The organism is Flagellimonas pelagia, from assembly GCF_003584135.1.
GTDB classification, from domain to species: Bacteria; Bacteroidota; Bacteroidia; order Flavobacteriales; family Flavobacteriaceae; genus Flagellimonas; species Flagellimonas pelagia.
The window spans coordinates 377,891-395,794 of sequence record NZ_QXFI01000026.1 but is presented as its reverse complement, the minus strand read 5'-3'; the positions used below and the strand labels follow the sequence as shown (position 1 = coordinate 395,794).

Annotated in this window: 14 protein-coding genes; 5 read left to right on the top strand and 9 right to left on the bottom strand. The window is 43.4% G+C overall.

The genetic code is table 11. The annotated features are described in order from the left end of the window. Positions 1-8: 8 nt before the first annotated feature. The 3 genes from D2V05_RS11770 to D2V05_RS11760 form a co-directional block, all read right to left on the bottom strand. The gene (locus tag D2V05_RS11770; protein WP_119647850.1) at positions 9-914 is read right to left on the bottom strand and encodes a geranylgeranylglycerol-phosphate geranylgeranyltransferase; all 906 of its coding nucleotides are present in this window, start codon (positions 912-914) and stop codon (positions 9-11) included. 10 nt (positions 915-924) lie between these two features. Further along, positions 925-1,863: a mevalonate kinase family protein gene (locus D2V05_RS11765; protein ID WP_119647849.1), complete on the bottom strand. Its 939-nt coding sequence runs from the start codon at positions 1,861-1,863 to the stop codon at positions 925-927. Between the two features lie 137 nt (positions 1,864-2,000). Then, positions 2,001-3,086, bottom strand: coding sequence for a diphosphomevalonate decarboxylase (locus tag D2V05_RS11760; protein WP_119647848.1), 1,086 nt, complete (start codon positions 3,084-3,086; stop codon positions 2,001-2,003). Positions 3,087-3,176: 90 nt separating this feature from the next. Here D2V05_RS11760 and D2V05_RS11755 point away from each other — a divergent pair, with 90 nt between their 5' ends. After that, positions 3,177-3,653 carry a TspO/MBR family protein gene (locus tag D2V05_RS11755; RefSeq protein WP_119647847.1) on the top strand — a complete coding sequence of 159 codons (477 nt, stop codon included), beginning with the start codon at positions 3,177-3,179 and terminating at the stop codon, positions 3,651-3,653. Here D2V05_RS11755 and D2V05_RS11750 read toward each other — a convergent pair. Continuing rightward, positions 3,643-4,179 carry a DUF1697 domain-containing protein gene (locus tag D2V05_RS11750; protein WP_119647846.1) on the bottom strand — a complete coding sequence of 179 codons (537 nt, stop codon included), beginning with the start codon at positions 4,177-4,179 and terminating at the stop codon, positions 3,643-3,645. The two genes, D2V05_RS11755 and D2V05_RS11750, sit on opposite strands and share 11 nt — an antisense overlap. A gap of 62 nt (positions 4,180-4,241) precedes the next feature. On the opposite strand from D2V05_RS11750, the gene glpK reads away from it, so the two are divergent. Both glpK and D2V05_RS11740 read left to right on the top strand, forming a co-directional pair. Next, positions 4,242-5,738, top strand: coding sequence for a glycerol kinase GlpK (glpK, locus tag D2V05_RS11745; RefSeq protein ID WP_119647845.1), 1,497 nt, complete (start codon positions 4,242-4,244; stop codon positions 5,736-5,738). Positions 5,739-5,769: 31 nt separating this feature from the next. Continuing rightward, positions 5,770-6,498, top strand: coding sequence for an MIP/aquaporin family protein (locus D2V05_RS11740; protein ID WP_119647844.1), 729 nt, complete (start codon positions 5,770-5,772; stop codon positions 6,496-6,498). Between the two features lies 1 nt (position 6,499). On the opposite strand, the gene D2V05_RS11735 is transcribed toward D2V05_RS11740, so the two are convergent. Continuing rightward, positions 6,500-7,771, bottom strand: a complete 1,272-nt coding sequence (locus tag D2V05_RS11735) for a BaiN/RdsA family NAD(P)/FAD-dependent oxidoreductase (RefSeq protein ID WP_119647843.1) — start codon at positions 7,769-7,771, stop codon at positions 6,500-6,502. Continuing rightward, the gene (locus D2V05_RS11730) at positions 7,771-8,523 is read right to left on the bottom strand and encodes a glycerophosphodiester phosphodiesterase (protein ID WP_235855446.1); all 753 of its coding nucleotides are present in this window, start codon (positions 8,521-8,523) and stop codon (positions 7,771-7,773) included. The genes D2V05_RS11735 and D2V05_RS11730 overlap by 1 nt, the downstream gene beginning before the upstream one ends. Before the next feature lie 186 nt (positions 8,524-8,709). On the opposite strand from D2V05_RS11730, the gene D2V05_RS11725 reads away from it, so the two are divergent. Then, complete coding sequence (locus D2V05_RS11725) at positions 8,710-9,129, top strand: hypothetical protein (protein WP_119647842.1); 420 nt, start codon at positions 8,710-8,712, stop codon at positions 9,127-9,129. Positions 9,130-9,178: 49 nt separating this feature from the next. Here D2V05_RS11725 and D2V05_RS11720 read toward each other — a convergent pair whose 3' ends face one another. From D2V05_RS11720 to D2V05_RS11710, 3 genes are read right to left on the bottom strand one after another with little or no spacing between them, the layout of a single operon-like run. Next, entirely contained in the window at positions 9,179-11,050 is a 1,872-nt protein-coding gene (locus D2V05_RS11720; RefSeq protein ID WP_119647841.1) for an alpha-amylase family glycosyl hydrolase, read from the bottom strand. Next, entirely contained in the window at positions 11,047-13,353 is a 2,307-nt protein-coding gene (locus D2V05_RS11715) for a glycoside hydrolase family 65 protein (protein WP_119647840.1), read from the bottom strand. The genes D2V05_RS11720 and D2V05_RS11715 overlap by 4 nt, the downstream gene beginning before the upstream one ends. Positions 13,354-13,412: 59 nt before the next feature. Further along, complete coding sequence (locus tag D2V05_RS11710; RefSeq protein WP_119647839.1) at positions 13,413-14,432, bottom strand: LacI family DNA-binding transcriptional regulator; 1,020 nt, start codon at positions 14,430-14,432, stop codon at positions 13,413-13,415. Positions 14,433-14,805: 373 nt separating this feature from the next. Here D2V05_RS11710 and D2V05_RS11705 point away from each other — a divergent pair, with 373 nt between their 5' ends. Beyond that, complete coding sequence (locus D2V05_RS11705; protein ID WP_119647838.1) at positions 14,806-17,892, top strand: SusC/RagA family TonB-linked outer membrane protein; 3,087 nt, start codon at positions 14,806-14,808, stop codon at positions 17,890-17,892. Positions 17,893-17,904 lie beyond the last annotated feature (12 nt).

Below are 17,904 nucleotides of genomic sequence, written 5' to 3'. Positions count from 1 at the left end.
ACAAATAATTACAGAATTCGGTTCAAGACCACGTCCACATTGATCAAGAGAATACTGATCACCCCAGCCACGATGATAAATTTCAAAATATTGTGCAGCCAAACGTAGTGCTTTTTGCCTTCGGCCTTCCAGAGCAACACCAGAAAAACAATCAACAAAATGATGCTAGCCGCAAAATAGAGGTACATGTACCCCACATCAAAAATCTTGATCAACAGAAAGGCAGGAACCAAAGTCAGAAGAACCAGAAACGTAATCAACATTTTTGATGTTCTGGGACCATAAATGATGGGAATGGTCCTATAATTTTGGGCCATATCCCCGGCCATGCTCTCCATATCCTTGATCATTTCCCGGGCCAATATCAACAGGAAAAGAAAAAGGGCATGTACAAAAATGACTGTTTTAAAATTGTGGTAATACACGAACACCACAAAAAAGGGAGCAATGGCCAAAGTGGCCGAAACCAGGTTGCCCAAAAAAGGTATTCGTTTCAGTCGATGTGAATAATACCAAATTCCAAAAATATAGGCCGAAAAGAACAGAACCGCCCTAAATGAGATATAACTGGCCGCGAATACCGCTAAAAAGTTCAGGATAAAATAAGTAGTAAGCTTAAAGTTCTGGCTCACCAAGCGGTCCAGCATACTTTTGGTGGGCTTGTTGATTAGATCTTTTTCCGCATCGTAAAAATTATTGATGATATAGCCACTTGCGATGACCAGTGCCGAAGCGGTAACGATCAAAAAAAGGTTGAGGTCGAAAATTACCTTTCGCAAGGGTGTTTCCGGCGCCAAAATGTAGATGGATGCCAAATATTGGGCTAGGGTAATCACCAAAATATTATACCCGCGAACCACAGAAAACAGACTCAATAGCTTAAAAAGCAGGAGTTTGTTTTTTCTACTAAGCATGGGATTGCTTTTAGAAGTTGTATACTACCTCTAAGTTATAGCCTTTCAGTGCTTTTTTGGCCTTTTCCAAATCTTCGGTAAAGCCTAAAATGTAACCTCCACCTCCAGATCCGCATAGTTTTAGGTAGTAATCATTGGTTTCGATGCCCTGCTTCCACAGTTGGTGGAACTTGGCTGGGATCATAGGTTTAAAATGGTCCAAAACCACGTGGGAAAGCTGTTTCAAGTTCCCGAAAAGGGATTTTACATTTCCGTTCAAAAAATCTTCCACACAGGCATCGGTATGTTTGATGAACTGGTTCTTGACCATGTTACGGAAACCTTCCTGTTTCATTTTCTCCATGAAAATCTGTACCATGGGAGCTGTTTCCCCTGTCATTCCACTGTCCAACAAAAACACGGCACCCTTACCATTGGTATTTTGGGAAGGAATACTGGTAGATTCGATATTATCTTGGGAATTGATCAAAATGGGCAAGCTCAGGTAGCTGTTCAAAGGATCCAACCCTGAAGATTTTCCATGGAAAAAAGATTCCATTTTACCAAAAATCCTTTTCAATTGTAGCAACTTGTCCCGGGTCAAATTTTCAAGAACGGTAATCTTGTCCTTGGCGTAACGATCGTAAATGGCAGCCACCAAGGCCCCACTACTTCCAATACCATAACCTTGGGGAATGGAACTGTCAAAATACATTCCGTTGGCAATATCAGTTTCCATGGCTTCCATATCAAAGGAAACCAAATCCTTGTCCTGGTTTTCCAAATTCTTCAGATATGCCGCGAAAGCTTTCAAGCTTGCATTGGATTTTTGGGCCATCTCAGAGTGATTGTTGTCCCATTTCAATGCTCCTTTGAAAAAATTATAGGGAATGGAAAGTCCTTTGGAATCTTTGATGATACCGTACTCCCCGAAAAGTAAAATCTTTGAATAGAATAGTGGACCTTTCATATGCTTACACTAAGATACAAACTATTTTGTTTAATTTTTAAAAAAATACGATAAACAAAACTATTTGATCTTTCAAATTGTACTTTTTGACAAAAAGCGACGCAAAGAACGTAAAAAAAGTGCTTACCGTCTCAGTTTTAGCTATTTATTTTTTGGGCACCAAGACCTACCTGATCATGGATGTAATGGCCATTTTCACAGTGCATCGCCAATTCTTCATCAATAAATCGATGGACTATTTCCTTTACATGATCGGGGTACAACACATGTACATTGGCACCTGCATCCAGGGTAAAACATACCGGTACTTGGGTGGCTTCCCTAAAACTCCAGATTTTATGAATAATGGCCAACGTATCAGGTTTCATCAACATGAAATAGGGCATACTGGTCATCATCATGGCATGAAGTGTCAGTGCCTCGCTCTCAACCAATTTGATGAATCCATCCAAATCCCCATTGGCAAAAATGGGTTTTAAGGCATCCATATTTTGTAGAGCCTGTTGAAACCGGTTTCCGGCATACGGATGTCCATGCATCAGTTGGTGGCCCACCGTGCTACTCACTTGCTTTTCGCCCTTATGTACCAACAGAATGGTGTCTTGGAAGGTTTTGAAAACACCATCTACCTCAAAAGGATATTGCATCCCGTACAAATTGGAACTTCCAGGAATATGGTCATGTTCCCCAAACTCGATCAAAGGACCTTCTATACTTCTGCAAGCACTTCCTGATCCCAATCGGGCCAAAAAGGAGGCCTTGACATTGAAGTATTGTTGACTCATATTGGGCATCATGCCTCTTTCCATATTCAACAAACAAAGGGAAAGGGCCGCCATGCCACTGGCTGAACTGGCAATACCGCTGCTGTGAGGAAAGGAATTGGACGTTTCTATGGTAAAATGATAATCCTTCAGAAAGGGCAAATACGCTTCTACCCGCTCAAAAAAAGTATGGATCTTCGGCTTAAAATCTTCCTTGGGCTTCCCATCTAATAAAAGATCAAAAGAAAAATCCCCTGTCATTTCCTTCTTTTCAAAAGTGACCGATGTGGTGGTAGCGCAAGCATCCAACGTAAAACTTATGGAAGGATTGGCAGGAATCTGAACCGGTTTTTTGCCCCAATATTTCACCAATGCAATATTGCTAGGTGCTTTCCAGGTAAACTTGCCTTCGGCAGGCAGATTTTCATAAGGTCCGGGCAGAAAATCTTTTTCCGTCATTGAACGATGTTTGGACAAATATAAGGTGCCGTGCCCTTACAGGAAATCGGATTCAAATAAATTCTTATTTTAGATGCACTTGCACCAACCATGAAAAAAAGAATCGTTTACATAGCCATCAGCGTCGCCGTTTGTCTTTTGATCGGTTTTCTATCGAGTATTGCTACGCAAAGTTCGGTAACTGATTGGTATGTTACCCTGAACAAACCCAGTTTTACCCCACCCAATGAAATTTTTGCCCCAGTTTGGACCGCGCTTTATATTTTGATGGGTGTTTCGGCGGGCATTGTCTGGTCCAAAGGGTACCATCATATTTGGGTAAAAACGGCACTCTATCATTTTGTGTTCCAGTTGTTGTTCAATGCCTTATGGAGCATCGTCTTTTTTGGCCTTAAAAATCCCTTGTTGGGATTGGTGGTCATTTTGATCTTGTTGACCTTGATCATGCTCACCATCAGATGGTTTAGGGTAATCAGCAAACCCGCAGCATTGCTCTTGGTTCCCTATTTGCTTTGGGTCGCCTTTGCATCCGCGCTCAACTACAAAATTTGGGAACTCAATCCTTAGCGGTCATTTCCAGAAGTTTTTGCATGGTCTTTAGGTTCCGCGTGGTAGCCTCGACCTTTAATTTCCGTTCGATAAGGTTGTTGTTGAGTTTTGCATTCCCATATCCTTTTTTGCAGAGCAGATAGACACATTCGTTTGTAATGTGAAAATCCTCGTTTTCAAACTGCTGTTCGTTGAATTGGTCCACCAGAGCTTCTTCCGGCGGATATTTCAACAGCACATAATACAACTTGTTCTCCTCTTCTTTGGCAAATGGATTGCCCTCCAATATTTTTTCAATCTCATTGCCCAGTAATACCAAAATGGGCACCTCAAAACCAAAATCCTTTAAAATAGAGGCATGAACAATATCCTGGAGTTTCTCTTTTCCGTTAATATCGGTTTCAAAAATAACATTGCCACTTTGGATATAGGTCTGCACATTTTGGAGCCCGATGTGCTCCAAAGATTCCCGGAGGTCGGTCATTTTAATCTTATGGTGACTTCCCAAATTAATGCCCCTGAGCAATGCGATATAGGTTTTCATGTTCCTTTGGATTAGTTTCTCGAAGTAATTTTAGTAAATTCAAGCGCACTTAAATTAATAAAATGAGCAAATATATCCTTGCTTTGGACCAAGGCACCACCAGTTCCCGGGCCGTGGTCTTCGACCAAAAGGGAACCATCATATCCGTAGCACAAAAAGAATTCACCCAAATATTCCCAAAACCCGGATGGGTTGAACATGATCCCGATGAAATTTGGGCCACACAAGCCGGAATGGCCGCTGAAGCGGTCAGCAAAAAGGGGTTGAAGGCCGAACAAATGGCCGCCATCGGTATTACCAACCAACGCGAAACCGTTGTGGTTTGGGACAGAAAGACCAGTGAGCCCATTTACAATGCCATCGTTTGGCAAGACAAACGCACTGCTGCCTATTGTGATGATTTGAAACGACAGGGAAAATCGGATATGATCCGGGAAAAAACTGGTCTGGTCATCGATTCTTATTTTTCAGGAACCAAGGTCAAATGGATTTTGGATAATGTGGAGGGCGCCAGGGAAAAAGCCGAAGCCGGAGAACTGGCCATGGGAACTATTGACACCTGGCTCATTTGGAAAATGACTGAAGGCAAGCTTCACATTACCGATGTGACCAATGCGTCCCGTACTTTATTGTTCAACATCAATTCCATGGATTGGGATGATGAGCTTTTGGAACTGCTGACCGTTCCGAAAAGCATGCTCCCAGAAGTAAAGCAATCCAGCGAGGTCTATGGCCATACCTGCCCCAATTTCTTTGCGTCCAAAATTCCCATTGCCGGGATTGCAGGGGACCAACAGGCAGCCCTTTTCGGACAAATGTGTACCAAAAAAGGCATGGTAAAGAATACCTACGGCACGGGTTGCTTTATGCTGATGAACATTGGGGAACAACCCATTGTGTCGGAGAACAATCTCCTGACCACTGTGGCATGGAAAATCAACGGGAAGACCCATTATGCACTGGAGGGAAGCATTTTTATTGCCGGGGCCGTGGTGCAATGGCTCCGCGATAGTTTAAAAATCATCAAAAACTCTTCCGACGTAGAAAAATTGGCCAGTTCGGTGGATAGTTCCGAAGGTGTGTACTTTGTGCCCGCTTTTGCAGGCCTTGGTGCCCCCCACTGGAACCAACACGCCCAAGGAACCCTTTTTGGCCTTACCCGTGGCAGCACCGATGCCCACATTGCCCGTGCCGCCTTGGAATCCATCGCCTACCAAACCATGGATATTTTGAAGGCCATGGAGGCCGATTCCGGAATTTCGATAAAAGAATTACGTGTGGATGGAGGTGCTACGGTCAATGATATGCTCATGCAATTTCAGGCGGATGTATTGAATACGGTTACGGTACGACCAAGGATTGTGGAAACCACAGTGATGGGTGCCGCGTATTTGGCAGGTTTGGCTGTAGGTTATTGGCAAAGTCCCGAAGAGATTCAGGATATCTGGCAAACCGATGCACATTTCAACCCATCAACAAACAGGGAATCCATTGATAAAGGAATCCAAGGCTGGTACCGTGCCATAAAAGCATTGGAACATTGGACCGAAAATCCTTGAATCATCAACCCTTAAAAAAACAAACAAACATATGACTCCATTTGTTGCAGAGATTGTGGGCACCTTTTTGCTCATGCTTTTAGGATGTGGCGTAAACGCCAATGTTTCCCTACAAAAAACATACGGCAATGGTTCCGGATGGATCGTGATCACCACGGGATGGGCCTTTGCAGTCTACACGGGCGTTGTGGTCGCCGGCCCACATAGTGGCGCCCACCTGAACCCTGCGGTCACTATCGGGTTGGCCGTGGCAGGGGAATTTCCCATGGATTCCGTTCCAAGTTATATTTTGGCCCAATTTATAGGGGCTATGCTGGGAGCCTTCGCAGTTTGGCTCATCAACAAAGATCATTTTGATGCTACAGAGGACGGGGACACCAAAAGGGCAGTGTTCTGCAATGCCCCTGCCATTCCCAACACCTTCTTGAACCTACTGACAGAGATTCTTGGCACCTTTGTCCTGGTATTTGCCGTACTTTATTTTACCGATGCAGTTATTTCTTCAGACAATACCATCATAGGACTGGGGTCTTTGGGTGCCTTGCCGGTCGCCTTAATCGTTTGGGGAATAGGTCTTTCATTGGGAGGCACCACGGGCTATGCCATTAATCCGGCCAGGGATATGGGACCACGGATTGTTCATGCCCTGGTTCCTATAAAAAACAAAGGAAGTAATGGTTGGAGTTATTCTTGGATACCGGTTGTGGGACCCATTTTAGGGGCTGCATTGGCAGCCATAATGGCTATGGTGTTACAATAGACTAGTCAGATGCCGCAATGGCTTGGGCCGCCAAATAGGCCCCTGTCCAGGCATTTTGAAAGTTGAAACCACCCGTAATGGCATCCACGTTGATGATTTCACCCGCAAAATAAAGCGTGGGGTGTATCTTGCTCTCAAAGGTCTTAAAGTTGATTTCTTTGAGGTCCACGCCTCCGGCAGTCACAAATTCTTCTTTAAAGGTGCTCTTGCCATCTACCTTAAAGATGCTGGCGGTAAGTTGTTCCGCCAAATTTTGAAGTTTTTCCTTGGTCAAATCTGCCCATCTTTCATCCTGCTCAATGTTGGCTGCTTGTACCAACTTGGCCCACAACCGTTTTGGGATTTCGACCGCATGGGTACGCAAGACTGTTTTTTTTGCCTCCAATTCCTTCACTTTTCTTAAATAGGATTCCATGGATTCCGTGGTGTATTCCGGGGTCCAATTGACTTTTATCCTAAAGGAATAATGGTAATCGTAAAGGATATTGGCGCCCCAAGCGCTCAACTTTAGTATTGCTGGGCCGCTCAATCCCCAATGGGTGACCAGGACAGGACCTTCGGACAATAACACTGGCTCTTCCTTGGACAGACTTTTTAGACCGAGTTCTTCCCGGGATGTGGAAAACATTTTTTTTGGCATTACTTCCAAAGTCGCATGGACACTCACCCCTTGGATACCATTCAATCTTTCATCATTGATATTGAAAGTGAACAAGGAAGGAATCGGTGGTACAATATGGTGACCGACAGCCTCCAATTGTTCCCAAATTTTAGGATTGCTCCCTGTGGTCAACAACAACTTTTTGGCAAAGTAATGTTTGTTCATGGTGGTCACCTGCCATCCTTTTTCCACTTTCTTGAAAGCCTTTACCGAGCTATTCTTCAGCACCTGTATCCCCAATTTATTTGATTCCCTAAGAAAACAATCGATAATGGTCTGGGACGAATCGCTGGTCGGGAATACCCTACCATCGTCTTCAATCTTGAGAGGGACACCACGTTCTTCAAAAAAGGCCATCACATCCATGGGGGCATATTTATGGAAAGGTCCCAGAAGTTCTTTTCCCCCACGTGGGTAATTAGTGGCCAGTTCTTTAGGTGAAAATTCACCGTGGGTGACATTACAACGTCCACCACCTGATACTTTTACCTTGGCGAGCACGCTTTTTCCCCGTTCAAAAATGGCAATTTTTAGGTGAGGTGCTTGTTCAGCAATATGAATGGCCGCATAGAATCCGGCCGCACCACCCCCTACGATAATGACATCGAACATTATTTCACTCGTTCCGGATAGTTGGTGATGATACCGTCCACCCCGAAATCCTCCATTTTTTGGATGTCATCGGGTTCGTTTACCGTCCAAGTGTATACTTTAAAGCCTTCATCATGGATTTTGGCAGTATTCTCCTTGGTCAAGGTCTTATAATTGGGGTTTATGGCAACAGCTTTCAATTCCTTGGCTATATCCATAGCCTTTATTGGGTCTTCGTCCGTAAGAATGGCTATTTGGATGCTATCGTTCAATTGACGAAGGGTACGGAGTTCGTCCCATTTGAAACTGGAAACAACAATGTTTTCAGGGGACCATCCTTTACTCTTGATGTAATAGCCCACAATATGGTTTACCCTATCAGCCGTTTTGGAACCCTTCAACTCAATGTTCAAAGCGACTTTATTATCAATAAGATCCAAAACATTCTGAAGTTCCGGAATCTTATGGTTGCCATCCAAAACAAGCTGCCTTACTTCCATAATATTATATTCTTCGATCTTACCTGCACTATTACTCAACCTTGATACATCATCATCATGGAACACTACAATTTCTCCGCTCTTAATTTTGAAGACATCGATTTCTATCATATCTACCCCAAGTTCCATTGCCTTTTGAATGGATGCCAGTGTATTTTCCGTTTCATGGCCCATGGCTCCCCGATGCCCTATGACCAGTGGTTTTGAATCAATCATTTTACAACTATTGAAAATAAAAATGGCCACCAATGCCACCATCAAGTTTTTCTTCATCTTTGGTTTGTTTTGGATTTTAAAAATACAACTTGAAAGCTAAATGAAAGTTGCTTTTGAATTTAGAATACCGCAAAAAATTTAATTCATAATATGAATTATGTATTTTTTTATACAATATTTTAATTATTTGTTAATTACAATTTGATACATTTATCATATCAATAACCAATTAAAGCAATTCCTATGTTTTCAAAATCCAATTTACTGGCCACTTTGGTGGGCACCATTGTCATGTTTTTTTTGGGATACCTAATTTGGGGTATTGCCACTGCAGATTTTTTTGAGGAACATTCTACCATCAATGTCATGAAAGAAGTTCCGGATCTAGGACTTATTGCCCTGGCTAACCTTATTGCCGTTTTTGCATTAAGTACCCTTTATGGAAAATGGGCCCGGGGCCATCATTCCTTGGGCCAGGGATTCCAATTTGGCGCATGGATCGGTGTTTTTGTAGGGATAGGCATGGGACTGCTAAACTATGCAACTACAGAATTTATGGATTTGAACGGCTATATGGCCGAGGCTGTTCTTGATATTATATTCTACGGAATCTTAGGTGCCGTAATTGCATTTATGTACCAAAAAACTGCCGCCAAGGAATAAAAAAATGACCGATCACAAATCATGCGGGTTGCCTTGGCAATCCGCTTTTTTATTCCCCTATGCTAAAAATATAGGATTGAAGCGGCTCCAATTCAATGGCCATGGTACCTTGACCATTAACAATAGAGAGTTTTGTGTTGAACGTACCATACAGTTTTTCCTGTAACCCATAATCGCCGTCTTTCAACTGCCATTTTGATATCACCTCTTCGGGTATCTTCAGGTCAAGCGCATAGCTTTTTTCCGTATCAAAATTGGAAATAATGATGAGTTTTTCATTATCGGACCACCGTACATAAGAAAGTACCCGATGATCATAATGCTCCGTATGTTCTTTGTTATAAAAATGGATTTCCTGGTATTCCCCCATCAAAGCATCACTTTGAATCGTGAAATTCAACAGGCGCTTGTAAAAATCCCGTAGGCCTTTCTCTTCATCTGAAAGTTGGCCTCCATCGAATTTTTTATTGTTCATCCATCGCTGATGATGTGGTACACCGATATAATCGAAAATGGAGGTCCGGGAAGGTTTGCCAAAACCTGCATCTTCGGCACCGGGCTCCCCAACTTCCTGTCCAAAATAAATCATGGTAGGTGATGTACTGATCGTGGCCGAAACCACCATGGCCGGTTTGGCAATCTCCGCACGGCCCACAAATTCTGGACTTGCAATACGTTGCTCATCATGGTTTTCCAAAAAGTGGAGCATGTGATGCTCAATATCGGCCATTCCCTTTTGTACCACGGGAATATGGTCTGTCCATCCGTAGCCTTTCATGATGTGCTTGATGCTGTCATAAAGCTCCACCTTGTCGTACAGATAATCCATCTTGCCCTTAAAAATGTAATCCCTGTACAAACTGGGATTATATACCTCGGCCAGCAAAAAAGCATCGGGGTTCTTCATTTTGATATTGGAATTGAGATAGCTCCAAAACTCCACGGGGACCATTTCGGCCATATCGAAACGAAAACCATCCACGCCAAAATCCAACCAATACAAGGCAATGTCCTTGAACTTGTGCCATGAATCGGGAAGGGTCTTATCTTTCCAAAAGTCAAAATGGGCCTGATAGTCCTTACCAGCAAAATCATAGGGCAATTCCACAAAATCCTCTGTCCCATCCGGTTTTACCCCATAATTGATCTTTACCGTTTCGTACCAGTCGTAAAAATCGGGTTGGGCCAATCGGGAGCCATTGCCTGTCCATTTGGCCGGATTTTCCTCAAATTTGGAGTCGGCCAATGCATTTTTCTCCCCTCCCAAAGGCAAATAACCTTCTTTCCATTCGGGCACCTTGAAGGCTTGACCCGGGATATAGTAAAAGTTGTTATTAGCATCATACTCTTTGGAGGTGTCATCTGTTGCCCCAAAATCTTCCACTCCTTCGGGGTTGGTCTTCCCTTCATAATTGCGAGCCACATGGTTGGGCACAATATCGATGATTACTTTCATCCCCACTTTGTGTGTCCGTTCAATCAGTTGTTTGAATTCTTCCAAACGTTTTGCGGGATCTGTGGCCAAATCCGGGTTGACATTGTAGTAGTCCTTTACCGCGTAGGGTGATCCCGCACGACCCTTCACTACATCCGGATCATCATTGGAGATTCCGTAAGCCGTATAATCATGGATCAGGGCATGGTGTGGCACCCCGGTATACCAAATATGGGTGATGCCGAGGTCCTTGATTTCATTCAGGGCTTTCTCATCAAAATCGGCGAACTTGCCCACCCCATTTTCTTCGATAGTACCCCAAGGTGTATTGGTGGTATTGGTGTTTCCGAACAAACGGGTGAACACTTGGTAGACTACGGCTTTCTTTTTCATTGGCAGCTCAACTTGTTTCTGGTCGGTTTCATCTTTACATGAAGATAACACCCCTAGCACTACCAGAAAAGTGATGAAGCGATTGATTTTCATGCCACGATCTTTTTGCCCGGAAGCAATTCAACGGATTTACCATGGACCTTAATGGTCAGGGCTTCATTCCCGGTAAGTTCGAAAAAGGTCCCTTCCTTGGAAGCCGTCAGGGTAACGATCTGCTCCCTAAAATTGACCTTGAAGGAGAAGGAGCTCCATTGTTCCGGTATCTGTGGTTCAAAGCTTAAGGTATCGTCCAATACCCGCATGCCACCAAAACCTTCCACAATGCTCATCCAAGTTCCTGCCATGGAGGTAATGTGTAGTCCTTCCTCCACTTCCTTGTTGTAATCGTCAAGATCCAACCTCGAGGTCCTCAAATAGAAAGTGTACGCTTGTTCCATCCTACCCAATTTGGCCGCTTGAATGCTATGTACACAGGGCGACAATGAGGATTCATGTACCGTAAAGGGTTCGTAAAAATCGAAATGGCGTTCCAGGTCCTCCTTGCTGAAGTGGTCTTCAAAAAAATAAAATCCTTGAAGCACATCGGCCTGTTTTATATATGGTGAACGCAGAATCCGATCCCAACTCCATTTTTGGTTGATGGGTCGTTGCGAGCTGTCCAAATCTTGAACTTTGATCATATCCTTGTCCAAAAAGCCATCCTGCTGCAAGAACACTTGGTGTTTTTCGGAATATGGGAAGTACATGTTGTCCGCAACCTTGGCCCAATCCTTGATCTCGGCCTCGGTCAATTTTGTCTTGGTCATGATCCGTTCGTAGTCATCGGCATACTCTTCGGCCACTTTGCCGATCTGCTCAATGGCATACTCAATACACCATTTGGCGAGGTAATTGGTATACCAGTTATTGTTGACATTGTTCTCGTACTCGTTGGGTCCGGTAACCCCCAACATGACATATTGCTGCTTATCCTGAGAAAAATTGACACGTTGGTGCCAGAACCTTGCGATTCCGATCAGCACTTCCAATCCCATTTTAGGGATATAACTATAATCCCCTGTAAATCGATAGTAATTGTAAATGGCAAAGGCAATGGCCCCATTCCTGTGAATCTCTTCAAAAGTAATCTCCCATTCATTGTGGCACTCCTCCCCGTTCATGGTCACCATCGGGTATAAAGCAGCCCCATTGGTGAAGCCCAATTTTTCGGCATTCTCTATAGCCTTGGGTAAATGGTTGTACCGGTATTGAAGCAGGTTCCAAGCCACCTTTTGGTTTTTGGTCGCCATGTAGAACGGAAGGCAATAAGCCTCGGTATCCCAATAGGTACTTCCTCCGTATTTTTCCCCGGTAAACCCTTTGGGTCCTATGTTCAATCGGGAATCCTTGCCCAAGTAAGTTTGGTTCAGCTGAAAGATGTTGAAACGGATACCCTGCTGGGCCTTTACATCCCCCTCGATGGTGATGTCACTCATCTCCCAGATGTGACCCCAGTCTTCTTTTTGTTTTTGAAATAAGGCCTCGAAACCCAAATCGGAGGCCTTGTCCAATATCTTGTTGGCTGTTTCCGATAATCTATCCTTGGGGTGGTTCCTATCTACTACATACCCCCCAAATTTTATCAGGGTGATGGTTTCGTTTTTCGCAGCTTTAACAGAATAGGTATGTCCTACCAGTGTTTCGGTCTTATTAACTTCTGGGGGGGCTTCTATTTTCTCTCCATCCACAAAAACTTCGGCCTGCATAAAGGTGCAAACGGCAAAATTGGTTTTCATGGTGTGGGACTCTACAAAGGCCCTATTGCTTTCAGAAACAATCTTGGTTATGTTCCAAAATTTATCGTCCCAGTTACTGTCCATGTTTTTGATACCTCCATCTACATAGGGCTCCATGATCACTTCAGCATCTCCGTCCAACACTTGAAGGTTGTATTGAATGGCACCGGTTTCGTCCAAATCAAGGCTCAAAAAGCGGACCACATCCACAGCAACTTCCAGCCCACTGGGCATGGTGGCCACAAAGCTTCTTTTGTACCACCCTTCCTTCATATTGAGTTCCCGCTGGAAGTTTTCGACTTTTTTACAAGTGTTCAAATCCAAGGGCTCATTGTTGATGACCACGTTGATCCCTATCCAATTGGGTGCATTGAGTACTTTGGCAAAATATTCGGGATAGCCATTTTTCCACCATCCAACACGGGTCTTATCCGGATAATAAACCCCTGCTATATAGCTGCCTTGGAAAGTTTCCCCGGAATACTGTTCTTCAAAATTGGCACGTTGTCCCATGGCCCCATTTCCTATGCTGAATAGGCTTTCTGAGGATTTGACCCTTTCACGATCAAAACCTTCTTCAATAATGGACCAAGAATCGGCTTTTATATAATCCTGATTCATTGATAATTATAATCTTGATGAGCTAATGTACACATCCTACGGTTTAGGATGTCGCAAACTTAATGAAATATGGAATCCCTAATAACAAGGGTGGGCTCTAAAATTTTGGTTTGGTAGGTTTCTTCCTCTTCCTCGCTTTCCACTTTATCGATGAGCATCTTGGCCGAGACCTCCCCCATTTTTTCCCCATGCTGGGATACCACGGTAAGACTTGGATTGGCATATTTGGAAAGAAGGCCGTCCGTAAATCCTATAAATGAAATGTCCTCAGGAATCTTGAGGCCCTTTTGTTGGGCCAGTCTCATGCTGTATACCGCAAATATCTCATTCACACATAGAACCGCATCCAACTCTTGGCTGTCCATGAATTTTTTAATGCTCTTTTCGTCCATTTCCATGGAAGGTAGTTTGAGCACTTTCCTTTCATCCACTCCAAGGTCACTTTCTTCAAGGGCCCTAATGTAACCCATGGTCCTGGCCTTGCTTACGCTCAAATAATCATCGGTAGTAATCAGGGCAATGTTCTTTTTCCCTTGTTCGATGAATTTCTTCGTGGCCATATAGGCGCCCAGTTCATCATCAATGATGACCTTGTCGCAATCTATCTCATTGGTAATCCTATCGAAAAGCACTACAGGGATACCCTGTTCCGTGACTTCCTTCAGGTGATTATAGTCTCCCTTTTCTTGCGTTTCCGAAGAGAGTGACATAATGAATCCATCTATACTTCCATTGGCCAGCATTTCCATATTGATGACCTCTTTGTCAAAAGACTCCTCTGAGAGGCAGACAATAACATTGTACCCCCTAGCATTGGCATACTTTTCTATCCCGCGGATCACCGTGGTAAAAAAGTGATGTACAATATCGGGGATGACCACCCCAATATTCTTGGTCCTTTTATTTTTAAGGCTAATGGCAATATTATTGGGCTTGTAGTTGTATAGCTTGGCAAAAGCCTGTACCTTTTCTTTGGTATCCCTACTGATTTCCTCGCTGTTCTTGAGTGCCTTGGAAACGGTGGATATGGATACCTCAAGTTCTCTGGCTATGTCTTTTAAGGTAATCTTTGCTTTCAAAGTGATAAAAATTTAGTCCGTTTGGCATCAGCGCGGGAAATTACTCAATATTGAAAAAAAGAAACGAGCAAAATCCCTTTTTTAACAAAAACACAGGATAACGGCAAGGGAACAATCCCTGAAACGTTAACACAATCAAAAAATAAAAACACTATATTAGTGGTCGTGTTATGGATTTCATCAAATATCTTAAGTTATTTTGTGATTTAAACAAATGTGCTCAATAAGTTTTATCAACCCCTCATACATCTAAAGTTATTAACACGAAACCGTTTTCGTGATACATTGCGATATGCTTAAATTTTGATTAACATTATTTTTATATATGTTTAACACTTGAATTAAAATTAACTAAACTTAAAATTAATTATTTATGAAGATTACGCTACTAAAAAGCTTTTTGTTGCTTGGGGCATTCTTATGCTTTGGCATGATAAAGGCTCAGACAGTATCAGGTACCGTTTCTGACGCAAACGGACCTTTGCCAGGGGCAAGCGTATTGGTGAAAGGTACTACCAATGGTACGCAGACCGATTTTGACGGTAATTACACCCTAAATGGCATCGATGGTACGGCTACTTTAGTGTTTAGTTACATTGGCTTTAAGACCGTGGAAATAGCGGTCAATGGCCAATCTACTATTAATGTAACCTTAGAGGAAGATGCACAGGCCCTTGACGAGGTTGTGATCATTGGTTATGGTCAGACCACGGTTAAGGATGCAACTGGTGCTGTTGCCGTGGTTACGGCAGACGACTTCAACCAAGGGGTGATTGCTTCTCCGGAGCAATTGATCCAAGGTAAGACTGCGGGTGTTCAAATTACACAGAGCAGTGGGGAGCCTGGAGCAGGCATTAACGTAAGGATTAGGGGTACAAGCTCCGTTCGTTCCAACAACAACCCACTCTTTGTAGTGGATGGCATGCCACTTTCCGGTGAGGATACTTCAGCTGGTGGTGCGGATGTTGGTACAGGTACAAGTTCAGCTAAAAACCCATTGAACTTCCTTAACCCCAACGATATCGAAAGCATCAGTATCCTTAAGGATGCCTCCGCAACTGCCATCTACGGTTCCCGGGGTGCAAATGGTGTTGTTATCATCACCACAAAAAGCGGTAAGTCTGGCAAAGGACAGTTTGAGTTCACTTCAAACTTGAGCTACTCAACTCCAGCCAAAAGATTTGATCTTCTTAACAGGGACGAATTTTTGAGCGCTTTGCCAAATTATGGTGGAGACCCCAATGCATTGGATTATGGCTACGATACGGACTGGCAAGAGCTTATTCTTAGAAGTACGGCTTCTCAAAACCAAAACCTTTCCTACTCCAAAAACTATGGAAGTGGAAATGTCCGTGCCTCTTTCGGTTACGGTAAACAGTTTGGTGTTGTTGAAGGGTATGCACAAGAGCGACTTACCGGTAGGATCAACGCTTCACAGCGTTTCTTAGATGATAAATTGAAATTGGATGCAACATTAACTGTATCAAGGGTCAATGATGATGGTGGTGCCATTAGTAACAACTCAGGATCCACTGGGGATTTGATCGGCGCAGCCTACTTTGCCAATCCAACTTGGCCTGCTAGGACTGGATTTACCACTGGGGGTAGTGAAATCAACCCTTTACAATTGTTGAATTACTATGACGATGTTACCCATACCGATAGATTCTTGGGGAATGTTTCCGCGGAATACAGTATAACTCCCGAACTAAAAGGAAAGGTAGCCGTAGGATACGACAAGTCAACTTCAGAGAAATATCAGGTACAATCTGGATTATCAACAGGTATCGGGAATGCCCCAGGTCAAGGACAAGGAGCACTTAGTGCCAAAGATGTTACCGGCAAACTCCTTGATATTACCTTTACTTATGACAAGGAATTCGAAAATTCCCATTTGACCGCCTTGGTGGGTTATTCCTTCCAGAGCTACCAGAGAGAGGGGAAAAATATAACCGCCCTTGGTTTTGGCTCTAATGATCTGAACCAAATGATTTCTGACTTGGGCACTGCCGCTTCCACTATTGAAAGCCAGCTAACCGGTTCTTACCAGCAATTTGGATACAATAGTAGTGGAACTTTCGTCAATCGTTTGTTCCCAACCGTTTCTCAAAACGAATCGGTAACATCCCCAGGTGGTGTTCCGATCAGTGCAGTTGCTGGCGACTATTATGACAACACCGACGAGCTACAATCGTTCTTCGGTAGAGCCGAATATACCATCGCCGACAAGTACATTCTTACGGGTACCCTTCGGGTAGATGGTTCTTCCCGTTTTGGGCCCAACAACCAGTATGGGTACTTCCCTTCAGGTGCTTTTGCCTGGAAATTGAACGAGGAGGATTTTATTGGTGATGCCTTCTCAACATTGAAACTTCGTTTGGGTTACGGTATCACAGGTAACCAAGAAGGTCTTGGATATGGTAACTTCACCTTGAGACAGCGTTTTGCCAGCATCGGAATCGATCAAAACCAGAACATCAACCCTCCTGGGCTTTCTATCCAATCATTTACGAATGATGATTTGAAATGGGAAGAGACCAGCCAAGCCAACATCGGTATCGACTTTGGTTTTGCCAATGATAGGTTTACCGGTAGTGTAGACGTTTATCATAAAGTAACCAACGACCTATTGCTTCAACAAGAGGCAGCGCAGCCATCACCACAGGATTTCTACTTTGGAAACTTGGATGCAAAGGTTATCAATAAAGGTGTGGAAGTTTCTATGAACTACGATATCATCCAAACCGAAGATGCGACTTGGAACTTAGGTGTCAATGGAGCTTATAATGATAATATGGTAGAAGATTTTGATGGTCTGATCCAAACCGGTGAAATCAACGGTAACGGTCTAACAGGTGCCTATGCACAACTTTTGGCCGGCGGACATCCTCTTTTCTCATATTATCTAAGGGAATTTGGAGGATTTGATGCAAACGGTATTTCCCTTTATCCAAACGGTGATGTTCAAGAGTTTGTGGGTAAAAGTGCTTTGCCTAAAGTTACCTTGGGCATCAATACCAGTGTTTCATACAAGAACTGGGATTTCAACGCGTTCCTTTCAGGCCAATATGGTTTCTACGTATATAACAACACCCAAAATGCTTACTTCACTGCAGGTATTATCGGTGTGGGTAAAAACATTACAAAAGATGTGCTTACCAACGGTGAATCCAATGCCAATGCCGCTGACGTTTCGACCCGATTCTTGGAAAAAGGTGATTTCCTAAGGTTGCAAAATGCTTCCTTAAGCTACAATGTACCTTTGAGCGGTCAAGGAGCTTTGAAGAGTCTTCGTTTGTCAATGATCGGCCAAAACTTGTTCATTATCACAGATTATTCAGGTCTTGATCCAGAGGTCAACGTACCAAAGTCTTTGAACAACATCCCATCTCTTGGAATCGACTACACGGCTTTCCCAAGAGCAAGAACCGTTACATTGGGTATTAGCGCAACTTTTTAAAAAATAATTTCT

Coding starts and splice junctions, on each gene's coding strand:
- D2V05_RS11770 (WP_119647850.1), bottom strand. CDS start 914: ATGCTTAGTAGAAAAAACAAACTCCTGCTTTTTAAGCTATTGAGTCTG.
- D2V05_RS11765 (WP_119647849.1), bottom strand. CDS start 1,863: ATGAAAGGTCCACTATTCTATTCAAAGATTTTACTTTTCGGGGAGTAC.
- D2V05_RS11760 (WP_119647848.1), bottom strand. CDS start 3,086: ATGACGGAAAAAGATTTTCTGCCCGGACCTTATGAAAATCTGCCTGCC.
- D2V05_RS11755 (WP_119647847.1), top strand. CDS start 3,177: ATGAAAAAAAGAATCGTTTACATAGCCATCAGCGTCGCCGTTTGTCTT.
- D2V05_RS11750 (WP_119647846.1), bottom strand. CDS start 4,179: ATGAAAACCTATATCGCATTGCTCAGGGGCATTAATTTGGGAAGTCAC.
- glpK (WP_119647845.1), top strand. CDS start 4,242: ATGAGCAAATATATCCTTGCTTTGGACCAAGGCACCACCAGTTCCCGG.
- D2V05_RS11740 (WP_119647844.1), top strand. CDS start 5,770: ATGACTCCATTTGTTGCAGAGATTGTGGGCACCTTTTTGCTCATGCTT.
- D2V05_RS11735 (WP_119647843.1), bottom strand. CDS start 7,771: ATGTTCGATGTCATTATCGTAGGGGGTGGTGCGGCCGGATTCTATGCG.
- D2V05_RS11730 (WP_235855446.1), bottom strand. CDS start 8,523: ATGAAGAAAAACTTGATGGTGGCATTGGTGGCCATTTTTATTTTCAAT.
- D2V05_RS11725 (WP_119647842.1), top strand. CDS start 8,710: ATGTTTTCAAAATCCAATTTACTGGCCACTTTGGTGGGCACCATTGTC.
- D2V05_RS11720 (WP_119647841.1), bottom strand. CDS start 11,050: ATGAAAATCAATCGCTTCATCACTTTTCTGGTAGTGCTAGGGGTGTTA.
- D2V05_RS11715 (WP_119647840.1), bottom strand. CDS start 13,353: ATGAATCAGGATTATATAAAAGCCGATTCTTGGTCCATTATTGAAGAA.
- D2V05_RS11705 (WP_119647838.1), top strand. CDS start 14,806: ATGAAGATTACGCTACTAAAAAGCTTTTTGTTGCTTGGGGCATTCTTA.